The organism is Candidatus Neomarinimicrobiota bacterium, from assembly GCA_022560655.1.
In the GTDB taxonomy this organism is placed as follows: Bacteria; Fidelibacterota; Marinisomatia; order SCGC-AAA003-L08; family TS1B11; genus JADFSS01.
Map to the genome: position 1 here is coordinate 43,159 of JADFSS010000004.1, position 21,915 is coordinate 65,073.

The window sequence follows — 21,915 nt, forward strand, 5'->3', positions numbered from 1 at the left end:
TGACTAGTGGACGAACGGGCATGCTACTTTACTGTGCGTAAATATGTGTTAATTTTATTGCTGCTGACAGCGGGATTGAGCCTATCTCTGGCCCCGGCTCCAAAACCCATCGTTATCAAGCTGGCCACCCTCGCCCCCATCGGCTCGCCCTGGCACGATGTACTCCTGGACCTCATCCAGGACTGGGAAAAGATTTCCAATAACCGGATAAAGGTGAAAGTTTATCCTGGCGGTGTAGCGGGTGACGAACGGGATCTCATCGTCAAGATGCGCCTCGATCATTTGCAGGCGGCGGCCATGACGGGCACCGGGATGAGTGAGATCGACAAGGGAATCTGGGCCCTTTCGCTGCCCCTGATGCTGGAGGATTACAACCAGCTGGACTGGCTACGCGATCAGATCGACGAAGAATTGACCAGGCGCATCGAGGCTGGCGGCTTCATCGTCCTGGCGTGGATTGACGTCGGCTGGGTCTACTGGTTCAGTCGGGAGCCTGTCCGCACTCCTGCAGACCTGAAAAAGCAGCGCATTTTTACCTGGTCAGGTGGGCCCAATGTGGAGGGCCTGTGGAGATCGGGCGGGTTTCACTCGGTCAGCATCGCGGCCACCGATGTGCTGCCTGCGCTACAGACGGGCCTCATCGATGCCCTGGGCACCTCCCCGCTTACGGCGGCCACCTTCCAATGGTTCGCCCTGGCCAAGAACATGAATCCCGTCAAGTGGTCGGTCATGACCGGCGCCCTTATCATTACCAAGACGGCCTGGGAAAGGATTCCCGCCGAATTGCGACCCAAGCTGCTGGCGGCGGCACACAGGCATCAGGAGCGCATGCAGAACGAGATCAGGCATCTGGATGATAAAGCGATCAGAGTGATGCAGGAGCATGGACTCCAGGTGGTGTCAATCACCGAGGATGAGCGCCGCCAGTGGCACGAATGGATGGAGCTGCATGAATACAAGCTGCGGGGGCTTCTCACCGACACGACAATGTTTGACCGAGTCATGCAGCTGCGCAAGGAAATGCCCCCACCTGTTGCAACTCCGTCTCAATAATCACCGTGCCTGAGCACCGACCTATAAAAATCCCCGCTAGCGAGGGGCTAGCGGGGATCGATGGCCGTACCCCGGGCGGGATTCGAACCCACGGCCTTTGGTTCCGGAGACCAACGCTCTATCCAGCTGAGCTACCGGGGCAAATTCTGGCTTAGGCTACCGGCTCGCTGCTCGCCTCATCTCCAGTGCTGGACGGCACCACGAAACCGATATGTTTCTCGAATGGACTGGGGAAGTCATACCCCTCCCGGCCCGGAAAATGAACAATGGTGGCTATCTGGTCCCACCGGATCAGGAAATTGGCGTCAACCCGCTCATGGAGCTGCTTCTCCAGCGGCAGAGGTTTACCTTCCGGGTCATTGACCTTGACCACAATGTAATTGGGATGGGCTACCCAGACTCCCATGTCGTCGATTCCCACAACACGGAGAAACAGGGTGGTCTGCTCGAATCCTAATGCAACCAACTTGCTCGTCTCGTTCAGCAATATCTGGACGACATCACCGACGATATCGCTGATGGTCATGACCTCCTGCTGCGACGTTGACCCCATGTCGACGAAGTTTACCTACGGGGTGGGAGTACCCCCAATACTAATTTCCGCCGCCAATACGGTGTTCCTTACCAGCATCGCCACCGTCATCGGGCCAACTCCCCCCGGCACGGGCGTCAGCGCACGGGCATGGCCCCGGACTGATTCCGCATCTACGTCACCCACCAGGTGATACCCCTTGGGCGAATCGTCCGCAATGCGATTCATGCCAACATCAATGATATCTACGCCTGCCTGCACCATTGACCGGCGCACCAGTCCAGCCTGTCCGGACGCGACAATGAGCAGGTCCGCCTGCCGTGTATGCAGTCCCAGATTCGGCGTACCTGTATGACAGAGCGTCACCGTGGCGTTACCCCGTTCCCATTTGTTGGCCAGCAGCGCCATCATGGGTTTGCCCACGATGGTGCTCCGTCCCACCACCACTGCATGGCGCCGCTGGGCGGAGATATCATAGTAATCCAGTAGCTCAAGAATACCTTGAGGTGTGCAAGGGATAAACCTTGGTTTGCCGATCAGGAGCATCCCCAAATTCTCGGGGTGAAACCCGTCTACGTCCTTGAGGGGCGACACCTGCGCCAGCACTTTGTGGGCATCTATCTGCAGCGGCAAAGGCAACTGGACCAGCATCCCGTGGAAGTGGCTATCTGCGTTGAGCTGGTCAACCAGCTCCAGGATCTCTGATTCCGTGACGGAGGCAGGCAGGTGGAAGGATTTCGCCCGGAGGTCCAGCCGTTGAAATGCCTTCGTCTTGGAGCGCACATAGATGGCGGAAGCGGGATCGTCACCAGCTAGGATCACCGCCAGTCCGGGAACCACACCGTGCTCGCCCAGAATGGCAAGGCGCGGCTTGAGGCGCTCGAAGACGCGCTCGGCCACCGGCTTGCCCGCCAGCACACGCGTTTCAGCTCCTGTCTGTCCGCTCTTCTGCGCCGCAGTCATGAGCGGGGCTATGCCAGTACGCCCCCGGCGCAAGTTGTGGCCAGTGGGCCCCGTAAACGCGGACTATTGGGACGGGTATGGAATTGTGCAGGGGTGTTCAGGTTAGGGGCTAAACTGGAAAAGGTTCAATCCTCGGCCGGAGCTTCGAGGGCGTCATCGACGAGGTTGGCCAGGGCCGTTGCGCGGTTTTCAATCTGGGCCAGCGAAGCAGTGCGCGTGCGTCGCTCAGTGAACAGTTCATCGCTGATGCTCATGGCGGTCAGTATGGCAATGCGGGTCGCCGATTGCGGCCCATCAAGGTTGAGTTCCGTGTCACGCATGCGCTCATCCACGTAGGCCGCAACCTCGGTGATATAGTCCGCATCGGCCACCGCCCTTATGGAGTATTCATGTCCGTATATCGTGACCCGTACCAGGGACTGCTGCTTGTCGCTCATCCGCCGTACTCCCCTCTCCGGTTTACGACTGGCGCCACTTGGCCTTGTGCCGACGTTGGAGAGCGTCGGCGACACGCTGTATCTGGACATCGACTTCAGCGTCTTTCAGGGTGCGGTCGCTGGACTGAAAATAAAGGCGAAAGGCCAGGCCCTTGTTCCCTTCCCCGACGCCTTCACCCGAATATACGTCGAAAACCCTCACGTCACGGAGAAATTTGCCCCCCTTTTTCCGGATGGTGTCCAGCAACTGGCCGGCGGCAACATCCGCAGGGAGCGCCACGGCAATGTCGCGTTCCACGACGGGATAGGGTGCCACCTGCTGATACCCGGAGCCACTTGGGATGACACATTTGGCCACCTCCGTCAGGTCCAGTTCCACGGCGGCAACGTGGGTCTCCAGCTCCTCCGCGGGGCCGCCGGATTGTGAATTGATTTCACCCATGAGGCCGAGTCGCCTGCCCTGGGAGGCAATTTCAAGGGCTGCGGTCAGTCCCCGCGCCGATGCGGCCTTAAAAGCAATGCCCGGTACGCCCAATGCCACCAGCAACTGCTCGGTGACCCCCTTCAGATGATAAAGATCGCGCTTCGCGGGCCGCTTCCAATGCACCTTTTCGGTACCGGCACCAACCGTGGCTACCAGTCCCAGCATGAATCTCTCCCGGGTCAGATTATAGGCCTTCGACTCCTGCTGGTGAACAGCACCAATCTCGAACAGCTGAATATCGTGCAGCTGACGGCGCTCATTGAATGCCACGGCCTGCACCAGTCCGGGCAGCAAAGAGGTGCGCAGAAAGGCCAGCTCGGCGCTGAGCGGATTCGCCAACTTCACGGGTCGGCCCTCAGAGAACCAGTTGGCGAAATCATGGCGCGTCAGAGTGTTGGACAAATGTTCGGAAAAGCCCCACGGAATGAGGGCCTCCCGCAGCTGGGAAAATAGTGCCTGCTCATCCTGGGCCAGTCCCTGGAACCGTACGGGGACCCCCTCGACGGCCGGAATATTGTCATAGCCCAGGAGGCGGGCGATCTCCTCGATCAGGTCCACCTGTTCCGTCAGTTCCGGGCGGCTTGGGGGCACCGTGCACCGCAGGGCCTCCTGCCCCTTGCCTTCAACCTGTAAGCCCAACCGGCGCAGGTAAGCGGCCATTTCCTCAACCGGCAGACGGGTTCCCAGCAGGCGGTTTGTAAAGGCTGCTGAAAGATCGATCACTTTGGGTTCGTGAGCCGTGGGATATACGTCTATCATGCCCCTGGCAACCGTGCCCCCGGCAACCTCGGCAATGAGGCTCGTCACGCGTTCCAGCGCAAATAGGAGCCCGTCAATGTCTGTGTCCCGCTCAAACCGCTTAGAGGCCTCCGTGGCCAGCTCCAGCGACTTGGCGCCCCGGCGGATGACGGTGGGGTTGAAGTAGGCGCTTTCTATGAGGATACTTGTGGTCGTGTCGGTGATCTCGGAGTCCCACCCGCCCATGATCCCTGCCAATGCCACCGGCACCTTGCCGTCCTTGATCAACAGGTGGTGACGGGAAAGCTTCCGCTTCTGTCCGTCCAGCGTGGTGAAGGTCTGGCCATGCTTGGCGAAGGCAACCTCGATGCGCTGCTCCGCCAGGCGGTCATAATCAAAGATGTGCAGGGGATGGCCCAACTCCATGAGCACGTAGTTGGACGCGTCCACCACGTTATTGATGGACCGCATGCCCAGCGGCTCGAGGCGCTGCACCAGCCAGCTCGGCGACGGACCGATTTGAAGGCCGGTAATAACCCGCGCCGCATAACGGTGGCATCCGTCCGGGGCCGAGATGCTCACGGCGGCCAATTCCTCAATGGCGGTTGCGCCTTCCTCGATCTTGATGGACGGCAGCCTCACCGTGCGGTTGAATTTCGCGGCCAGATCGCGGGCTACCCCCAGGTGACTCAGGGCATCGCCCCGGTTGGGTGTCAGGTCCAAAACCAGCACAACCTCCTGTGTGGCTCGTAAGTATTCCTTGAAGTCCTGCCCCGGTTTCGCTTGCGGCGACAGGATCATGATGCCGGTATGATCGCCGGACAGCCCCAACTCGTCCTCTGCACAGAGCATGCCCTCAGAGAGCTGGCCCTGCAGCTTGGCCCGCTTGACCTGCATCCCGCCCGGCAGGCGCGCTCCTACAGTGGCCACCGGGACCAGCGCCTCTGCGGCCACGTTGGGCGCGCCGCATACGATGGACAGCTGACCGTCGCCCGCGTCCACCCGGCAGACCGTGAGGTGGTCCGAATCAGGGATGGCGCTCACCTGGAGGATTCTGCCCACCACCACGCCCTCGAAGGGGTAGTCGCGCTGCTCGACGGTGGCCTCCAATCCCAGCGCCGTAAGGGTATCCGCCAGCTCCTCCGGCGCAAGTTCGAAATCCACGAACTCCTTCAGCCAACTAACGGACAGTCTCACTGCTGGAACTGACGCAGAAAGCGCAGGTCGCCCTCGTAGAAGGTGCGGATGTCGCCGATGCCCCACTTGAGCATGGCGATGCGCTCAAGTCCCATTCCGAAGGCGTAGCCGGTCCATTCCAGGGGGTCCAGATCGACGGCCTTAAACACGTTGGGATGCACCATCCCGGCGCCGAGAATTTCCAGCCAGCCGGTCCCCTTCGTGATGCGAAAATCCGTAGCGGTCTCCAGCCCCCAGTAGATGTCCATTTCGGCGCTCGGTTCGGTGAAGGGAAAATAGCTCGGGCGGAAGCGGGTCATGGTGTCCGGCCCATAGAGCTGGCGGGCAAAGTGTTCCAGCGTCCCCTTGAGCTCCCCCATGGAGACGTTGCGATCCACCACCAGGCCCTCGATCTGGTGAAAGGTGCAGTAGCTCCGGGCGCTGATAGCCTCGTTGCGGTAGACCCTCCCGGGCATGATGATGCGCAGCGGTGGCGGCAGGGCCTCCATGGCGTGAATCTGGTTGTTGGAGGTATGGGTGCGCAGCATGATCCCCGGCTTGACGTAGAACGTGTCCTGCATATCCCGGGCCGGATGATCGGGCTGGAAATTCAAGGCCTCAAAATTATAGAATTCGGTCTCCACTTCGGGGCCGTAGAACACCGAGAAGCCCAGGCGCGAGAAAATATGCTTAATGGTATCCTCGATCTGGGTGACCGGGTGGCGCGATCCCCAGGGCAGGGGGTCCCCGGGCAGGGAAAGGTCCAAGGCCTGACTCCGGGCTTCCTCGCCCCCGGTTTCGGCACTGTCAACCGCTTCGAGGGCGGCCGAGACGTAGGTCTTAAGCTCGTTGAGCAGGCGGCCCGCCTCCGGGCGCTCTTGCCGGGTTAGCGAGGGGAGCTGGTCAAACAGGGCTGCAATCCGGCCCTTGCGTCCCAGGAAGGTGTAGCGCAGCTGTTCCCGGTCATGGTCTCCGCGCTGAACGGCGTCGAGACGGAGGTCGAACTCCGCACGGACCTGTTCAATGTCCGCGAGCAGACCCATGGGGACCTAGGAGACGGACTTTACCAGGGCTGCGAAGCTCTCGGGGTCGCGCACGGCCATGTCGGCCAGGGTCTTGCGGTTCAACTCCAGGTTCTTGCTGCGCAGAGCAAACATAAACTGTGAATAACTCATATTGTGCTGCCGGACGGCTGCATTGATCCGCGCGATCCACAGGCGTCTGAACTGGCGCTTGCGCTGGCGCCGGTCGCGGTAGGCATAGCTCAGGGCCTTGATGATGGCATCTTTGGCGGTACGGTAATTGCGCGAACGGGCGCCGTAGTAGCCTTTCGCCAGCTTGACTACTTTGCGGTGCCGACGGTGCCGGGGTACGCTGCTGTTGGATCTGGGCATGCTCTCGGGCTCCTACGCGACGATCATTTTCTTCACGCGCTTGACTTCTACCGAGGTCAAGATTGTGCCCTTGCGGAGACGCCGCTTCCGCTTCGGAGATTTCTTGGTCAACATGTGGCTCTTGTTGGCCTTGTTACGCTTGATTTTGCCCGAACTGGTGAGCTTAAACCGTTTGGCTGCACCCCGGCGGGTTTTCATCTTGGGCATTTTGCAGGCTCCTCTGTCATGTTTTGGGGACCAGATAAACAATCATGTTGCGTCCTTCTACCATGGGCGATTTGTCTATTTCGGCATAATCTGCCAGCATTTCCACCACCCGGTCCAGCAGGGTGGTGCCCAGATCCAGGCGGCTGAGTTCCCGGCCGCGAAACCGCACCGTTACCTTAAGGCGGCTCCCATCCTGCAAGAATTTGATGGCATGGTTGATTTTAGTCTCCAGATCGTGATCGCCAATCCCCGGTCGCATGCGCATTTCCTTGTTGGCGATAACATGCTGCTTTTTCTTGCTCTCCCGCTTGCGTTTCTGCTGATTGTACCGGTATTTGCCAAAGTCCAAAATCTTGCACACGGGCGGCTCCGCCTGAGGGGCCACCTCCACCAGGTCCAGACCCAGTGCATCGGCCTGCGCCAGGGCCTCATCAAGGGAGACCAATCCCAATTGTTCGCCGTCATGGCCTACCAGGCGCACCTCCAGCGCCGTAATCTCATTATTTACCCGGGGACCTGGATTAGCCTTGGCTATGGGCAGGACTCCTCTCTCTGTTCCTGACTTCGCTCTTCAATCGCGCCACCGCATCATCCAGTGCCAGGCTTCCCTGGTCGCCCAGGTGCCGCCGACGCACGGAAACCGTTGTCTCGCCGGCTTCGCGTTCTCCGATAATCAGCATGACGGGAATCTTTTGCAGTTCGGCCTGCCTGATTTTCGCACCTATTTTTTCACCGCGGTTATCCAGCTTGCCCCGCAAGCCGGCCCTTTCCAGCGCCGCCACAACTGCCTCACCGTAATCTGTCGATTTTTCCGACACGGGCAACACGATTGCCTGCACGGGCGCGAGCCATAGGGGCAGATCACCCGCCGTATGTTCCAGATAGACGCCGATGAAGCGCTCTATGGAGCCCAGAATCGCCCGATGAATCACCACCGGTCTCTGCTCCTGGGATGCGGCGTCAATGTACTTCAGCCTGAATCGCTCTGGAAGTGAAAAATCCAGCTGGATCGTAGTCAGTTGCCACTTGCGCTTCAAGGCATCGCGGAAGTCAAAATCAATCTTGGGCGCGTAGAATGATCCCTCGCCCGGCGCCACCTGGTAGCTGTACCCCATTTCCTCCAGGCTCTGTTCCAGCAGCTCCTCGGCGCGGTCCCACTGCTCGGTAGGACCGGAAAAATCCTCAGGCCGCGTTGAGAGCATGATCTCCACGTCTTCAAATCCGAATACGTCGTACACCTCCTGAATCATGGTAAACAGGCTGCGGATTTCCGAGCCAATCTGGTCCTCGGTGCAAAAGATATGGGCGTCGTCAATGACAAAGCTGCGCACCCGTGTCAGGCCCGAGACCACACCCGCTTTCTCGTCGCGGTGCAGGCGTCCAAAGTCGGCCAGGCGCATTGGCAAATCCCGGTAGGAGCGCAACTGGGAGGCATAGATCAGTGCGTGGCCGGGACAGTTCATCGGTTTGACCCCCATCCACGAGTCCTCGTCCTCTCCTTGGGGGATCAGGAACAGGTTCTCGCGGTAGTGGTCCCAATGTCCGCTGGTGCGCCACAGGTCCACGTTGTAGATCTCCGGTGTGATGACTTCATCATAACCGTATCTCCGGTAGAGCGTCCGCAGGTAGGTCAGCAGTTCCTGGTAAATGATGGCCCCCTTGGGGTGAAAGAAGGGGCTGGCCGGGGCGGACGGGTGAAATGAAAACAGGTCCAGCTCTTTGCCCAACTTGCGATGGTCCCGGCGTTTGGCCTCCTCCTGACGATGCAGGTAGTCCGCCAGCCCCGCCTTGTCCGGCCAGGCAGTGCCGTAAATACGCTGCAACATCTGGTTGCGCTCGTCACCCCGCCAATAGGCGCCGGATGTGCTGAGCAGTTTGAAATGCTTCAGCATACCCGTGGACGGGACGTGCGGTCCCCGGCAGAGGTCGATGAAACTGTCCTGCTCATAGGCCGAGATTGTATCGTCTCCCTCGATCTGCCCGATAATCTCCAGCTTGTAATCCTCGTTCCGTTCGCCGAAGAGCTTGAGCGCCTCAGCCCGGCTCAGCAGCTTCCGCCGAACGGGATAATCGCGCTCCACAATGCGGCGCATCTCCCCCTCAATCTGCTCCAGCAGCTCCTCGGTAAGGGTACTCGCCAGCTCCACATCATAGTAGAAACGTTCTTCCACCACGGGTCCAATGGCCAGCTTGGCGCCGGGATAGAAATTCTTGATGGCATGGGCCATCAAGTGCGCCGTGCTGTGCAGCAGAATCTCATGCCCTCGGTCATCCTGTTTGGTGATGATGCTGAGGGTGGCGTCGCCATCAAGGGGGGTGTTTAGATCCACCAGCACATTGTTGACCAGGGCGGCAACGGCGTCCCGCCCCAGTCGCTTACCAATAGAGTTGGCGATTTCGCCGGGGGTGGTGCCCGGTTTCACCGATCGGATGGAGGCATCGGGTAGGGTAATCTGGAGGTCTGACTTCAAGGTTGCTGGTGGCCAGGTTTGGGGTCATGTTTCGGCATGCAGCTGTGGTCGATACTGGACTTGAACCAGTGACCTCTTGCATGTCAAGCAAGCGCTCTAACCAGCTGAGCTAATCGACCCGTTTTCCCGACGGGGGAGAAGTTACATGGGCAGATTGAAGTATGTCAAACGAATAGGTCGGACGGGGGATCAGTTGCGGGCGGCGTGGTCGCTGGGCGCCAGAATCTGCTGGTAGGCTAAAGGAGTCTGGATCAGTTCTACGGCGCGCAGGTAGGCGGCATCATCCTGCAACGAGGACTCGATCCGTGCTTCCACTCCCGCAATCAGGGCGGCAAACCCAAGGCGCAACCGCCGTCGAATCTGCTCGTACTCATCGTCGAAAGCGGTCGCCGCACGCGCTTCGTAGTAGGACTGCAGGGCAGCGAGGTCCACCTGGCCGTCGAAGGACTCGAGCGCTGCCAGGCTGGCCTCGAAGGACGCCAATTCCTGCTGGCCGGGGAAACTTGCCGTCACGTCTTTGCCCTGAACATAGGCCCGGAAATCTTCCATGACCTGGTCGCTGATGGCAACGGGCAGCGTCAGATTGTAGCGCCGCTGGTTTTCGGTGACGAAACTGAAGAACAGGCTGCGGGACCACAAACGGGTTGTCAACGGTGCCAGCTCCGGCCGCCGCACCTCTATGTCAGGATTGATGCCCCCGCCTCCGGAAACCACCCGGCCGCTACGGGTCACAAAAACGGAGTCACGCATATCCAGCCCGTCCGTGAGGACGCCGTTGTTCAGGTAGTCCTCCTTCTGGATCAGCCGACCCGACGGGATGTAGTACTTGGCCGTGGTCAGTTTCAGCGACGTGTTCTTGCCCACCGGGAAAATACTTTGCACCAGACCCTTGCCGAACGTCCGCTCACCCACGATGACCCCCCGGTCCAGGTCCTGGATGGCGCCGGCCACAATTTCGCTGGCCGAAGCCGAGCCGTGATTCACCAGAATCACCAGCAGGGTTGCCGGGTCGAGGGCCGGCTTCCGCTCGGATAGATATTTGCGGTTGGCCTTGCGCGTGCGGCCCCTGGTTTCCACGATCGCCAAACCGGGCTCAACCATGGCATCTACCATGGCAACGGCGTCCTGCAGCAAACCCCCTGGATTTCCCCGCAGGTCAAGTACCAGTCCATCGAGGCCCTGCGCACTCAGTTCCACCACCGCTGAGCGGAATTCTTTGGCGGCGTTCCGTGAGAAGCGGTTCAGGCGAATGTAGCCAATGCCGTCGTGGGCACCATAGAAAGGCAGATCGTTGACCTTGATCTCCTCGCGGACCAGGACAACCTCAAGGGGCTCGGCTGCGCCCATGCGAATAAAGGTAAGGGTTACCTCCGTGCCGGGTTTGCCCCGGATTTTTCCCGCCGCCTCGTCTACGCGAACCTTGTCCGAACTCTCGCCATCAATCTTGATAATCTTGTCACCGGGCCGCACCCCGGCACGGTGGGCGGGGGTTCCCTCCATGGGGGCGATGACGGTAAGCGTGTCGCCGCGCACACCCAACCGGATGCCCACACCGCCATATTTCCCGCGGGTGAGCATGTTCACCGAGGCTTGGTCTTGTGCACGGATGAAGACGGTGTAGGGATCCAGGTCGTCGAGCATGCCCCGTATGGCTGCCGAGATCAGCTCCTCACTGTTGATATCATCCACATATTCCGACAGCAGATGTTTGACCACGTTGTTGTAGGCGCGCAGGTTGGACGAAATGGATCTGAACAGGTCTGTTGCTGCCGCGGCGCCAAAACTGGCCAGCATCAATCCTAGCGCCAATAGCCACAGGCGGTATTGTTTCGAGCGTTCAGTCATCCTTATCGAGCTGCTGCTTGACATGTGCGGCAATCTCCTTGGCGATCGATTCCTTCGACTGGTCTCCCTCGACCACCAGCCACTCAGCTGGAGCCGCCTCCGCCAGCGCCAGGTAGCCCCGCCTGATGCGTTCCTGGAAGGCCCTTCCGGCACTCTCCATGCGGTCGGCAAAGCTGCCCAACAGCCGGGCTGCTGCCCGCTCGACGGGCAAATCCAGCAGCACCTTGAGGTCTGGCCTCAGGCCCTTCGTGGCGAAGGCTTGAATGGTAATGATCTCATCCAGAGGAAGTTCCCTCCCGTATCCCTGATAAGCAACAGTGCTGTCGGCGTAACGATCACAAAGCACATCCTCCCCCCGCTCCAGGGCTGGTATGAGTACCTCCTCCACCAACTGTGCTCGGGCTGTTGAGAACAGGAGCGCCTCGGCTCGCACGCTAAGGTCTCGGTCCCGGTGGTCCAGCAACAGGGTGCGGATCTCCTCGGACAGCCCCGCGCCCCCCGGCTCCCGCACGACGGTTACGGTTCGGCCCAGGGACTCCAGCTGCTGCTGAAGCAACCCGATCTGGGTCGTCTTGCCCGAGCCGTCGATGCCCTCAAAGGCTATGAAGCGTCCCCTTATGACAGCCCCTCCTTGGCCACGACCAGCACACATTCTCCTTTTACGGCTTTTTGCTCGACACCCGCAAGAACCTCGCTAACCGTGCCCCTGACAACCGATTCAAATTTTTTGGTGAGCTCCCGACAGAAGGCCACCCGGCGGTCGCCGAAGTGAGTCAACACGTCCTGGAGCGTGGCGCTGAGACGCAGGGGTGACTCGTAAATGATGACCGTGCCCTTAAATGTGGCCAACTCCTGCAGCCGGGCGGTGCGCCCCTTCTTGCGGGGCAGGAAACCTTCAAACAGGAAGCGGTCGGTGGGCAGTCCGCTGGCCACCAGGGCCGCCAGCAGCGCGCTGGGACCCGGTATGGGCACCACCGCGATGCCCCGTTCGCCAGCCGACGTGATCACCCGGTACCCCGGGTCGGAAATGGCCGGCGTGCCGGCATTGCTGACCAGGGCTACGTCCGCCCCCCCTTCCAGCAACGCCACCAGCTGGCTGGCTCTGCGGGTCTCGTTATGCTCGTGGTAGCTCATCATCCGGTGAGCAGTGATGCCGTGGCGCCTCAGGAGCATGCCCGTATGGCGCGTGTCCTCGGCGGCGATGACGTCCACCTGCTGCAGTACTTCCAGCGCCCGCAAGGTGATGTCGGCGAGGTTACCCACCGGCGTGGAGACCACGTACAGGGTGCCGGGCTCCACCTAAGCGAGGCAGCTCCTGACGGAGGTGTGCAGCAGATCGCTCAGCTGGTCAAGCTCTTCCCGCGAAATGGTCAGGTGCGGCCGGAAACGCACCGACCGGTCACCGCTTCCCAGCACGATGGCCCCGTCGCGGTAGAGGGCCGCCAGTACGGCCTCGCGCTCCGTCTCCGATGGGAGGTCAAAGGCACAGAACAGACCCTGGCCCCGCACGTTGGAGACAAAGCCGGGAAACTCCTCCGCCAAGGCCTCCAGTTTGGCCAGCAGATAACTCCCCTGCAGCTGGGCAGCCACCATCAGGTTTTCGGCCTTGACGATCTGCAGAATGAGGTTGAACCGCACCATATCCACCAGGTTGCCGCCAAATGTCGAATTGATGCGGCTGGATTCCTGGAACACGTTGTGCTCCACTTCATCGAATCGTGGCCCTGCCAGCAGGCCACAGACCTGGCTCTTTTTCCCGAACGAGATGATGTCGGGCCGGGCATCGTCACCGAAATGTTCGTGGGCCCAGAAGGCGCCGGTAATGGCGACGCCGGTCTGCACCTCATCGAAAATCAGGATGATCTCTTCCGCATCACAGAGCTGGCGCAGGTAGCGGGCAAATTCCGGGCGCATGTGGTTGTCGCCCCCCTCGCCCTGGATGGGTTCCACGATGACGGCGGCAATGTCGTGTGGGTGGTCGTGGATGGCCTGTTCCATTTCCCCTTTCGCCTGTGCCTCCAGAGCGGCTATTTCCTGCTCCACAGCGTCGGTAATGGGGTATCGCAGCCGGGGAAAGGTGATGCGTGGCCAGTCGAACTTGGGGTAGTAAAGCGTCTTGCGGGGATCGTGGCTATCGGTGAGGCTCATGGTATAGCCGCTGCGCCCATGGAAGCAGTACTGAAAGTGCATGATCCTGCTGCCCAACGCCGGCCGTCCGGCCGCTAGATTTTTCCTCACCTTCCAGTCGAAGGCGGCCTTGAGGGTGTTTTCCACGGCCAGCGCGCCGCCCTCGATGAAGAAAGCGTGGGGCAGGTAGTCGGGCATGCCGATCTCGGCAAACGTGGCCACAAACTCGGCGAACTCCCCCGTATACATGTCCGACAGGGTCGGCTTGTTCACGGCCGCCCGGGCGAGACGCTCCCGGTGGGCCACGATGGTGGGATGATTGTAGCCCACGGTCATGGATGAAAACATGGCGTAGACGTCCAAAAATTCCCTGCCGGTCACGGCATCGACGATCCACGATCCGTGGCTCTTCTCAAGGTCAATGACGGTCTCAAAGCCGTCGGTGTGGGTATGCCGTCCGAGGACTGCCCGGACGTTTTGGGGTGCAATGGAAGCTGACATCAGATCTCCAGTCGGATAGGCTTGAATTTGAATGCTTGGGCAACCGGGATATAAATGTCCCCGGTTACATCCAACTCGAGATCCGACTTGAAACCACGAACGCGGACCAATGGGGTTCGGCCGCTCTCATCGGTTGTCGATTTGCGCCCGCTGGAGCTCGCCGCTGTAGTCCACGTAGATGGTCTTGGCCTCGCTGAAAAAGTCGTACACCGCCGAGCCACCTTCGCGATGGCCGTTGCCGGTGTTTTTCACGCCACCGAACGGCATGTGGCACTCCGCGCCGATGGTGGGACCGTTGATGTAGGTAATGCCCGCCTGGATGTCCCGCATGGCCTGAAAGGCTGCATTCACGTCCCGGGTATAGAGCGAGGAGGACAGGCCGTAGCGGGTGGCATTCAGCAGCTCGATGGCCTCGTCAAGGTCTGCAGCCGTGAGGATTGACAACACCGGTCCGAAGATTTCTTCATCGTGTATGCGCATGCCGGGTTTTACTCCGGTGAAGATGGTGGGCTGGTAGAAGCTGCCCTGATCCAGGCTCCCTCCCGTGGCGATGTCGCCGCCCTGCTGCAGGCTGGCCCCCTCCTCGGCGCCTACCTGCACGTATCCGTGAATCCTCTCCCGGGCGTCAGCATTAATGACCGGCCCCACGTCCACCTCCTCATCCAGCCCGTCGCCCAGCCGCAGCGCTGCCGTGGCCTCCACCAGCTGTTCCAGAAACCGGTCGTGGATCGGCGCATGCAGGATCAGGCGGCTGGTGGCGGTGCAGCGCTGTCCGGTGGTGCCGAACGCGCCCCACAGGACCCCCTCCAGTGCCAGGTCCAGATCGGCGTCGGCCATGATGATCTGAGCGTTCTTTCCGCCCAGCTCCAGCGAAACCCGTTTCAGTTGCGCTCCCGCCTCCGCGTTGATCTGCCTGCCCACCGCCGTGCTGCCGGTGAATGATATGCCGTCGATGTCCGGGTGCTTGACAATGGCAGTGCCGACCTCCGTGCCGCCGCCGTGGACCAGATTCAGTGCCAGCGGGGGCACGCCTGCTTCCAGCAGAATCTCCACCAGCAGGGTGGCCGTGGCGGGGGTATCGGACGCGGGCTTGAAGACGACTGTATTACCGCTGGTCAGGGCGGGGAAAATTTTCCACGTGGGAATGGCCATGGGGAAATTCCAGGGCGATATCACGCCCACCACCCCCAGCGGCATGCGCGTGGTGAGGTTGAACTTGTTAGGCAGCTCCGACGGGATGGTCTGGCCGAACATGCGCCGACCCTCACCGAAGGCGAAATAGGCGGTGTCGATACCTTCCTGAACGTCACCCAGTGTCTCGGCCAGGACTTTGCCCATTTCCCGGGTCTGCAGGCGGGCCAGCTCCATTTTGCGGGCCACCATAATGTCCCCGGCCCGTTTCATGATCTCCCCCCGCTCGGGTGCCGGCACCCTGCTCCAGCCCTGCAGGGCACTGCGCGCGGCTTGCACCGCGCGGTCAACATCATCGCCCGTGCTTTTGGGAAATGTACCGATCACGTCACTGTTAACGGCGGGGTTGATATTGTCAAAGCGCCGCTGGCTCGCGGAATCACACCATTCTCCAGCGATGAAATTCTTGTATGCTTTCGCCATAACTCTACCTCGAGTAAATGCCCCCAATCAGTCTGGCTGGTATGAGTCTCTTCGGCGGGCGCCCAACCGGGCGCCCTGAATCGACCCGTCGTTCAGTTGGCAGGGAGGTATATGATCCCTGCTAAAGCCAAGAAAGTTACACAGGAACCGAGGGGCTATCAGGCAGTTTTCAAGCCCCTTTCAGATCCCTGCCGTCCGTTCCGCTCATGAGGAAGAGGTCCCCACAATGGCAGCCTTCAAGGGCCGTCCATGCCGGCCACGGACGGCCGGAGGAATGCGCCGCGCTAGGAGCGCAATAGGAATTCGATGTACAGATAGGTCAGTGGCATGACAAACAGTAGTGAATCGAAGCGATCCAGCACGCCCCCATGCCCCGGCAGGAGGGTGCCCGTATCCTTGACGCCGAAATCGCGCTTGAACTGTGACTCCGCAAAGTCGCCCATCTGGCCCGCCAGCCCCACGATAAGCCCCAGCAATATAAGGCCATCCAGGGCGAAGGCCCCCTTGGGCAGCCAGCCTGCAAATCCCAGCAACAGCATGGTCGTGAGGGCGCCCAGCGCCCCTGCTAGCGTGCCCACCAACGTCTTGTTCGGACTCACCTTAGGCAAAATCCTGGTCTGGCCAAATCGACGCCCGATCAGGTAGGCCAGTGAATCACAGATCCACACCGCTACGTACAGCGCCACAGTCAGCCGGAAGGCCACATCCACGGTGGGGCCCACCGCAGGAAGCGCTGCCGACCGCACCAGCATGAACGTGCCGCCAAAGCCGGCGATCCACAGTACTCCCACCACGTTCGCGGCCAGATTGGCCCACCCGGAGCCGGCACTTGCCACCACCTCGACAGTCTGGAGCACCATGACCAGCAGGACCACCGCAGCCAGCAGGAAGAGTGCCGCGTCACCCCCTGCCAGGCCCGGCCCCAGCGTACCGGCCCGGTAGGCGAAGCCGGCCAGCAGGCCCAACGCCGCCGCATAGACCGGTAGCGGGCGCGGCACCAGTCCCCCCTTGGGCAGCACCGCCAGGTATTCCCGCAACCCCAGAAGCACCATCCCCGTCACGAAGAGGGCATAGGGCACGCCTCCCAGCCATGTGACCCACAGCAGTGCAGGAATGCCCACTAGGGGCACAATCAGGCGCGCGCTCAGGGAGTCTTCACGCGCGGTTGCGGCAGGCTCGGCCGGCAAAGTTAGCGGGCCTTATTTCGGTTTGCCAAGGTCATGGATTCTCCGGCAAGTGCTTCATATAGACGTCGTCTCCCAGTTCGATAATTTCAATGCGCACCCTGGTCGTGCCCTGCCCGATGAAACCCAGCTTGAGGGCGGCGCCGTAGGACAGGTCCAGCATGCGCCCCTCAATGTAGGGCCCGCGATCGTTGATCCGGACAATGAGGTGTCGCCCGTTCGCCAGATTCATCACCCTGATAATGGTGTTCAGGGGCAACGTCCGGTGGGCGGCGGTGAGCCCGTACATATCGTAGACTTCGCCGTTGGCGGTGAGCTTGCCGTGAAAATCGGGCCCATAGAACGACGACACGCCCGTCAGGACCGTCCCCGGCGGCAGCCTGACCGAGGGGAGCCGCTTGGCCGGGGGAGGAATCCGTCTGCTGGTGGCGGGTTTCTTGCGCGGCGTTTTTTTGCCGGAGGTGTAGCGCGGTGCCGAGGCGCAACCGGCCATCAGGAGGCTTGCCATCAGGCCCACGGCCAGCCAGCGGAACTTCCGCGCGGTCATGCCAGGCTGCTGCCCCAAAACCCGGAGATACGCTCGACACCCAGTTCCTCCATGAACACACTCACCTCCGCTGCCAGGCGCAGCCCGATAGCCGGGTCCCGGTAGTTGGCGGTCCCCACCTGTACGGCGTGGGCGCCCACCCGGAGAAACGCCACCACGTCGTCCACCGTCATGATGCCCCCCACCCCGACCACGGGAATGGTTACGGCTCGCGCAACCTGGTAAACGGCGGCCAGGGCGATGGGCCGTATGGCCGGTCCCGAGAGGCCCGCCAGGCCGCCCGAAACGTGGAACACGCCCGTGCGCGGGTCCACGCCCAGGCCCACCACGGTGTTGATGGCACTCACCGCGTCGGCACCGCCCCGCTGGGCGGCCAAGGCGATGTCGGCGATGGAGGTAACGTTGGGGCTGAGTTTCACCATCAGGTGCCGCTGGGTGAGCGGCCGCAGCAGCCGGGTGAGCTTTTCGGTCATCTCGGCGCTAACGCCAAACTCCATGCCCCCCGCGGCTACGTTGGGGCACGAGATATTGATCTCATATCCGGCGATGCCGGGGTCGCCGGCCTCGAGGATTTCCAGAACCTCACCATATTCATCCATGCTGGACCCGGCGATGCTCACCAGCACGGCCGTCTTCAGCCCGGCCAAAAAAGGTAAGTTTTCGGCGCAGAACCGCTCCACCCCGATATTTGCCAGTCCGATGGCATTGAGCATGCCCGCGGGCGTCTCTGCGATGCGTGGCGGCGGGTGCCCCTCCCGGGGGTAGCGCGTGAGCGATTTGGTGATCAGCCCGCCCAGCCGGTTGACATCCACCAGGTCCGGTGCCTCGTCGCCGTAGCCGAAAGTGCCGCTGGCCGTGAGAATCGGATTCCGCAGAGCCAGCTTCTCGCCCAGGGCAACGGTCAGGTCAGCCATGCTGCTACGGCCCTGAACTCAAGCCAGATCGCGCGCCCAGAACACCGGTCCGTCCAGGCAGGCCAACTGGTAGTGCTCCCGGTAGCTATGCGGCGGCGGATCAGGCGGGCGGGTCAGCTCCACGGTGCAACCCTGACAAATGCCGAAGCCGCAGCCCATGATAGTCTCCATGGACAGCTGGCAGGCCAGATTGTGGTCACGGACAAACGCTTGGAGGGCCGCCAGCATGGGTGTTGGGCCACAGCCATAGATGGTAATTCTGTCGCTTCCGAGCCGTTCGCGGACCCCTGCGATCCCATCGAGCACCGTCCCCTTGATCCCCAGGGAACCGTCGTCCGTCGCCAGCGTAATGGCGTTTTCGGGCGCATGGGACAGGTAGTGCTCCGCCCGTGCCCGGGCACCCATAATCAGCTGGTGTTCGATGCCCTGCTCTAGCAGCTCATCGTGCAGGAAACTGATGGGCGCGATGCCGACGCCACCACCCGCCAGTATGGGATAGCTCCCGTCGGCCAACTGCCAGCCGTTTCCCAGGGGCCCCAAAAGATTAACCGCAACATCGGGCTCCCATGCGGCCATGGTCTTCGTTCCCACTCCAAAAATTTTGTATATCAATGCGATGTGGTCGCCTTGCCGTGACGCCACGCTCATGGGACGGCGCAGCAGGGGCACGGGGCTCTCATCGATAAGCACTTCCACAAATTGGCCCGGCCTCACCGCCGCCGCAATCGCGGGTGCTTCCAGCTCCAGTTTGTAGATGCCGCGGGCCAGCCGGTCGTTGGCACGTACGGTTGCGGTCTCAATCACCATGTGGGGTCAGGGGCGTTAAGGGGCTGCTCCACCATCCCGCGCGGTGGGCTTGCCAGACACATCTGCCTGAATGCGCCGCAGGAATTCCAACCGCCGGCTGGCAACCTGCTGGTAGGTACCCTGGGGATAGACAGTCAGATACTCGTCATAAGCAGTGATAGCGCTGTCGAGCTCCGCCAGGTACTCGTCGTACAGATAGGCAATGGCAAATGCGGACTGCTCGGTCCCGAAGCGTCGGCGGATGTTGCGGAACAGTCCCAGCGCAGCTTCCGGCCGCCCGATCACCTGGTCACCAGCCTGAGCAACCAGCCTCTCCAACGCCGAATTACGCACGGTTGCAGCTGCGCCGCTCAACACCAGACCATACGTCGACCTGGGGTATTGTTCCAGGATCAACGATCTCCAAAACAGGGCTTGCTCGGGATTCTCAGCGGTCTGAACGTGTAAGACGTAGGCGGCTTGCGCGGCAACTTCGGTCTCGGGCAGGGTGGAGACAATCGTGGCCATGAGCTTGAGCGCCAGTTCGCTGTTGTGCATGTCGAAGAATTGTATTTCCGCCGTACGGTACATGGCATAGGCCAGGTCCTGCCGCACCTGAGCCGTGTCCAGCTCCACGTCCTCCACCGTGGCTGCCCTGCCCTGCGCACTGTTCCCGGCACCGGCCCGCGGTTGGCGGGCTGGCCTCTCATCCAGCTGGGCACGGCCACGGGCACCCGGCTCTCCCGCCGCCGCGCCCTCATACCCCCCACCGCTCAGCTGTGCCCGGAGAGTATTGATATTTTTCTCCAGCTGATCCAGCGTCTCCAACTGCTTCAACTTGATCTGTGCCGCCTGGTAGTACGACGTGTTCCGCTTGACGCGTTTGAAGTATGCTCGCGCCGCTGAGGCTTCGGATAGGTCGGCCAGATAAAGTTCGCCGGCGCGGTAGGCTGCCTCGCTGGCTTCGGGCAAAGTGGGAAATTCCTTGGCAACCTCCTCAAAGTGTTCAGCCGCGGCATCGGCATCCCCCTGCTGCAGCTCGATCTTGCCCAATTCCAGCACCAGCCCTGGGACAATGCTGGCGAATTCGCTGAGGGACATCATGTTGCGAATGTCCTGGTAAACGCTTGCCAGATCGCCCCCTTTTTGCAGCAGCTGCACGCGGGTCAATCGGGCATTGACGCGTTCCCGTTCACTGGGTGTGGTCCGGGCGTACTTGTCGAGGTAGTCCAGCGCGCGGCCGTAGTCCGCCTGCTCAACCGCCAGGGAGTAGAGCTGGTGGTAGATGGTGGCCCTGCGCACAGGGTCGCCGGCCCGCTGGGCGCCACTCTCGAATGCGATGATGGCGGCTGCCGTATCGCCCTGACGGAGTGCTAGATCACCACGGAGCACAAAAATGTCGGTCAACAGCCTGCGGGGCGGCGATTTCATGGCTAGGACGGGGGCTAGGTCGGCTTCCAACTCTTCCAGCAGCCCTAATTCGGCATGCACCCGGGCAAGCCAGACCCGCGCCTCGTTGACGAAGGGGCTCCAGGGGTACTCCTGCAGCAGCTGGCGAAGGTACCGCTCGGCAAGGCCGTACTCCCGGCGATAAAAGTGGCTCCTGCCGAGGATAAAAAAGGCATCATCCACATAGCGGCTTTCGGGATATGTGTCGATGACCTTGAGTGATTTCTCCACGGCGGTGCCGAAAGCGTCGCTGGCAGGTTTTGGGATGGTTTCGCCCCCCGAACCGCCTGCTGCGGCCAGAGCCGCCAGGCCCGCCTTAAAATAACTGTTGGCGTTGTAAAAGGTGTTGAAATAGGCGCAGCCGGTGAGGGCGGTGGCCAACAGGATCGCCGCCAGCCCGTTTTGCATGCGCAGCCCGCTGGGGGCACGCCTTTCACAGATCGGGTCAAGCATCATGTGCCCTTGGCGGGATTCGAACCCACGACCCTCTGCTTAGGAGGCAGATGCTCTATCCAGCTGAGCTACAAGGGCGCGGCGAAAAATTAGACGCTCCTGTGCCGCGATAAAAGGACTGTTAGCGCACCAGCACAATCTTCCTCGTGAATCCCTGGGAGCAGCTATGCGGCCAGATCAGCCCCGACAGTTGGCAATGCCAATTATCCATGTATAAATTCCTTAGTCTCAATTGATTGGGTAGTTTAGTGGCCACTAGAATACATATGCTTACGAAATCGCTGCAGCGGACAACGGCAAGCTTCGCCGCTGAGCTTTTACTTTCGGTGGCGCCGCCCTTGATTCCGTGCCGACGGGGTATGCGATGAGTGAAATCCTCATAGGGGCAATCATCGGAGGCGTGGCCCCTGCTCTGATCGCAGTGCTGAGCAGTCTTATTACTTCCCGAGTGGGGCTAGTGGCACGACTCCGAGAAACGGAGTACCGTCTCAAGCGGCTGCAGCTGGTTCGAGAGATGAAGACATTCCACAAGGAGCACCCCTCGGACCACGATTGGAGCGTTTTAGACGGGGAGCTCGAGGAGCTCCTTCAATTCGTACAGTCAACGGGGATTGCCGCCGAGGATCGCGTTGCGGCCGGATCGGCACCGAAGTCCCGACTATCTCGGCTGGTGCTCCTATCGTCTCCTCGTACGACAGGGGGACGCATCGTCACATTCCTCTACTATCTATACGGAGTGGCAGGGGTGTTCTACATCGCCGTAGCAATCGCGAATTTGCTCGGTTTCGTGATCGACCAGGAACTAGTAGAATTGGCGTTTCCGGGAGCTGCGGGCAGCCTCTTGCTAGCGTGGTTCGCGCGCAAATTTGCACGCCGGTTGTTGAAGAGACATCATGATGCTGCCCTCCAAGCGGCGCCACCTAACACGCTTTAGGAGCTCTTAAGCAGTGGCGCTTTGGAGGAAGGCGTTGATATGAGCGCTAGGCAAGTGCCTCGTTACGATTAAGTGGTGGCTCGCTTGGAAGGCAAGTTGCTTACAG

General features: G+C 61.0%; 21 protein-coding genes and 3 tRNA genes. 2 read left to right on the forward strand and 22 right to left on the reverse strand.

The annotated features are described in order from the left end of the window. Positions 1 to 6: 6 nt before the first annotated feature. A complete protein-coding gene (gene dctP, locus IH971_01380; GenBank protein MCH7496489.1) occupies positions 7 to 1,053 on the forward strand; it encodes a TRAP transporter substrate-binding protein DctP in 1,047 nt (348 codons plus the stop codon). 67 nt (positions 1,054 to 1,120) lie between these two features. Here dctP and IH971_01385 read toward each other — a convergent pair. The 22 genes from IH971_01385 to IH971_01490 form a co-directional block, all read right to left on the reverse strand. Beyond that, positions 1,121 to 1,194 (reverse strand) — tRNA-Arg (locus tag IH971_01385). Between the two features lie 10 nt (positions 1,195 to 1,204). After that, positions 1,205 to 1,606, reverse strand: a complete 402-nt coding sequence (locus IH971_01390) for a hypothetical protein (protein MCH7496490.1) — start codon at positions 1,604 to 1,606, stop codon at positions 1,205 to 1,207. Between the two features lie 15 nt (positions 1,607 to 1,621). Beyond that, a complete protein-coding gene (locus IH971_01395; protein ID MCH7496491.1) occupies positions 1,622 to 2,548 on the reverse strand; it encodes a bifunctional 5,10-methylenetetrahydrofolate dehydrogenase/5,10-methenyltetrahydrofolate cyclohydrolase in 927 nt (308 codons plus the stop codon). A 125-nt stretch (positions 2,549 to 2,673) separates the two neighbouring features. Next, entirely contained in the window at positions 2,674 to 2,985 is a 312-nt protein-coding gene (locus IH971_01400) for a cell division protein ZapA (protein ID MCH7496492.1), read from the reverse strand. A 22-nt stretch (positions 2,986 to 3,007) separates the two neighbouring features. After that, a complete protein-coding gene (locus IH971_01405) occupies positions 3,008 to 5,404 on the reverse strand; it encodes a phenylalanine--tRNA ligase subunit beta (GenBank protein MCH7496493.1) in 2,397 nt (798 codons plus the stop codon). Further along, on the reverse strand, positions 5,401 to 6,420 hold the full coding sequence (pheS, locus tag IH971_01410) for a phenylalanine--tRNA ligase subunit alpha (GenBank protein MCH7496494.1): 1,020 nt from the start codon (positions 6,418 to 6,420) through the stop codon (positions 5,401 to 5,403). The genes IH971_01405 and pheS overlap by 4 nt, the downstream gene beginning before the upstream one ends. A gap of 12 nt (positions 6,421 to 6,432) precedes the next feature. Next, positions 6,433 to 6,777 (reverse strand): 50S ribosomal protein L20, encoded by a 345-nt coding sequence (gene rplT, locus IH971_01415; protein ID MCH7496495.1) that lies wholly within the window; start codon positions 6,775 to 6,777, stop codon positions 6,433 to 6,435. A gap of 12 nt (positions 6,778 to 6,789) precedes the next feature. Next, positions 6,790 to 6,984 (reverse strand): 50S ribosomal protein L35, encoded by a 195-nt coding sequence (gene rpmI, locus IH971_01420; protein MCH7496496.1) that lies wholly within the window; start codon positions 6,982 to 6,984, stop codon positions 6,790 to 6,792. Positions 6,985 to 7,000: 16 nt separating this feature from the next. Continuing rightward, positions 7,001 to 7,525: a translation initiation factor IF-3 gene (locus IH971_01425; protein MCH7496497.1), complete on the reverse strand. Its 525-nt coding sequence runs from the start codon at positions 7,523 to 7,525 to the stop codon at positions 7,001 to 7,003. After that, complete coding sequence (thrS, locus tag IH971_01430) at positions 7,506 to 9,455, reverse strand: threonine--tRNA ligase (protein ID MCH7496498.1); 1,950 nt, start codon at positions 9,453 to 9,455, stop codon at positions 7,506 to 7,508. Before thrS ends, IH971_01425 begins: the two co-directional genes overlap by 20 nt. Before the next feature lie 45 nt (positions 9,456 to 9,500). Next, positions 9,501 to 9,574, reverse strand: a tRNA-Val gene (locus tag IH971_01435). A 70-nt stretch (positions 9,575 to 9,644) separates the two neighbouring features. Further along, a complete protein-coding gene (locus IH971_01440) occupies positions 9,645 to 11,300 on the reverse strand; it encodes a S41 family peptidase (GenBank protein ID MCH7496499.1) in 1,656 nt (551 codons plus the stop codon). Beyond that, complete coding sequence (gene tmk, locus IH971_01445) at positions 11,293 to 11,952, reverse strand: dTMP kinase (protein ID MCH7496500.1); 660 nt, start codon at positions 11,950 to 11,952, stop codon at positions 11,293 to 11,295. Before tmk ends, IH971_01440 begins: the two co-directional genes overlap by 8 nt. Further along, complete coding sequence (gene rsmI / locus IH971_01450) at positions 11,916 to 12,578, reverse strand: 16S rRNA (cytidine(1402)-2'-O)-methyltransferase (GenBank protein MCH7496501.1); 663 nt, start codon at positions 12,576 to 12,578, stop codon at positions 11,916 to 11,918. Before rsmI ends, tmk begins: the two co-directional genes overlap by 37 nt. Positions 12,579 to 12,599: 21 nt before the next feature. Beyond that, on the reverse strand, positions 12,600 to 13,928 hold the full coding sequence (locus tag IH971_01455; GenBank protein ID MCH7496502.1) for an L-lysine 6-transaminase: 1,329 nt from the start codon (positions 13,926 to 13,928) through the stop codon (positions 12,600 to 12,602). A 126-nt stretch (positions 13,929 to 14,054) separates the two neighbouring features. Next, entirely contained in the window at positions 14,055 to 15,542 is a 1,488-nt protein-coding gene (locus IH971_01460; protein MCH7496503.1) for an aldehyde dehydrogenase family protein, read from the reverse strand. A gap of 284 nt (positions 15,543 to 15,826) precedes the next feature. Next, a complete protein-coding gene (locus IH971_01465) occupies positions 15,827 to 16,729 on the reverse strand; it encodes a phosphatidate cytidylyltransferase (protein ID MCH7496504.1) in 903 nt (300 codons plus the stop codon). A gap of 31 nt (positions 16,730 to 16,760) precedes the next feature. Beyond that, entirely contained in the window at positions 16,761 to 17,273 is a 513-nt protein-coding gene (locus IH971_01470) for a septal ring lytic transglycosylase RlpA family protein (protein MCH7496505.1), read from the reverse strand. Continuing rightward, complete coding sequence (locus IH971_01475; GenBank protein ID MCH7496506.1) at positions 17,270 to 18,187, reverse strand: dihydroorotate dehydrogenase; 918 nt, start codon at positions 18,185 to 18,187, stop codon at positions 17,270 to 17,272. Before IH971_01475 ends, IH971_01470 begins: the two co-directional genes overlap by 4 nt. Positions 18,188 to 18,205: 18 nt before the next feature. Then, positions 18,206 to 18,994 carry a dihydroorotate dehydrogenase electron transfer subunit gene (locus IH971_01480; protein MCH7496507.1) on the reverse strand — a complete coding sequence of 263 codons (789 nt, stop codon included), beginning with the start codon at positions 18,992 to 18,994 and terminating at the stop codon, positions 18,206 to 18,208. Positions 18,995 to 19,009: 15 nt separating this feature from the next. Further along, positions 19,010 to 20,878 carry a tetratricopeptide repeat protein gene (locus tag IH971_01485; GenBank protein ID MCH7496508.1) on the reverse strand — a complete coding sequence of 623 codons (1,869 nt, stop codon included), beginning with the start codon at positions 20,876 to 20,878 and terminating at the stop codon, positions 19,010 to 19,012. Between the two features lies 1 nt (position 20,879). Then, a tRNA-Arg gene (locus IH971_01490) sits at positions 20,880 to 20,953 on the reverse strand. A gap of 379 nt (positions 20,954 to 21,332) precedes the next feature. Here IH971_01490 and IH971_01495 point away from each other — a divergent pair. Further along, a complete protein-coding gene (locus IH971_01495) occupies positions 21,333 to 21,809 on the forward strand; it encodes a hypothetical protein (GenBank protein ID MCH7496509.1) in 477 nt (158 codons plus the stop codon). Positions 21,810 to 21,915: the final 106 nt, after the last annotated feature.

What these genes read in the sequence shown, in the direction of transcription:
- rplT (MCH7496495.1), bottom strand. Translation starts at nt 6,777, where the DNA reads ATGCCCAGATCCAACAGCAGCGTACCCCGGCACCGTCGGCACCGCAAA.
- IH971_01440 (MCH7496499.1), bottom strand. Translation starts at nt 11,300, where the DNA reads ATGACTGAACGCTCGAAACAATACCGCCTGTGGCTATTGGCGCTAGGA.
- IH971_01470 (MCH7496505.1), bottom strand. Translation starts at nt 17,273, where the DNA reads ATGACCGCGCGGAAGTTCCGCTGGCTGGCCGTGGGCCTGATGGCAAGC.
- IH971_01455 (MCH7496502.1), bottom strand. Translation starts at nt 13,928, where the DNA reads ATGTCAGCTTCCATTGCACCCCAAAACGTCCGGGCAGTCCTCGGACGG.
- tmk (MCH7496500.1), bottom strand. Translation starts at nt 11,952, where the DNA reads ATGTGTGCTGGTCGTGGCCAAGGAGGGGCTGTCATAAGGGGACGCTTC.
- IH971_01390 (MCH7496490.1), bottom strand. Translation starts at nt 1,606, where the DNA reads ATGGGGTCAACGTCGCAGCAGGAGGTCATGACCATCAGCGATATCGTC.
- rpmI (MCH7496496.1), bottom strand. Translation starts at nt 6,984, where the DNA reads ATGCCCAAGATGAAAACCCGCCGGGGTGCAGCCAAACGGTTTAAGCTC.
- IH971_01485 (MCH7496508.1), bottom strand. Translation starts at nt 20,878, where the DNA reads ATGATGCTTGACCCGATCTGTGAAAGGCGTGCCCCCAGCGGGCTGCGC.
- IH971_01480 (MCH7496507.1), bottom strand. Translation starts at nt 18,994, where the DNA reads ATGGTGATTGAGACCGCAACCGTACGTGCCAACGACCGGCTGGCCCGC.
- IH971_01475 (MCH7496506.1), bottom strand. Translation starts at nt 18,187, where the DNA reads ATGGCTGACCTGACCGTTGCCCTGGGCGAGAAGCTGGCTCTGCGGAAT.
- IH971_01400 (MCH7496492.1), bottom strand. Translation starts at nt 2,985, where the DNA reads ATGAGCGACAAGCAGCAGTCCCTGGTACGGGTCACGATATACGGACAT.
- IH971_01460 (MCH7496503.1), bottom strand. Translation starts at nt 15,542, where the DNA reads ATGGCGAAAGCATACAAGAATTTCATCGCTGGAGAATGGTGTGATTCC.
- IH971_01395 (MCH7496491.1), bottom strand. Translation starts at nt 2,548, where the DNA reads ATGACTGCGGCGCAGAAGAGCGGACAGACAGGAGCTGAAACGCGTGTG.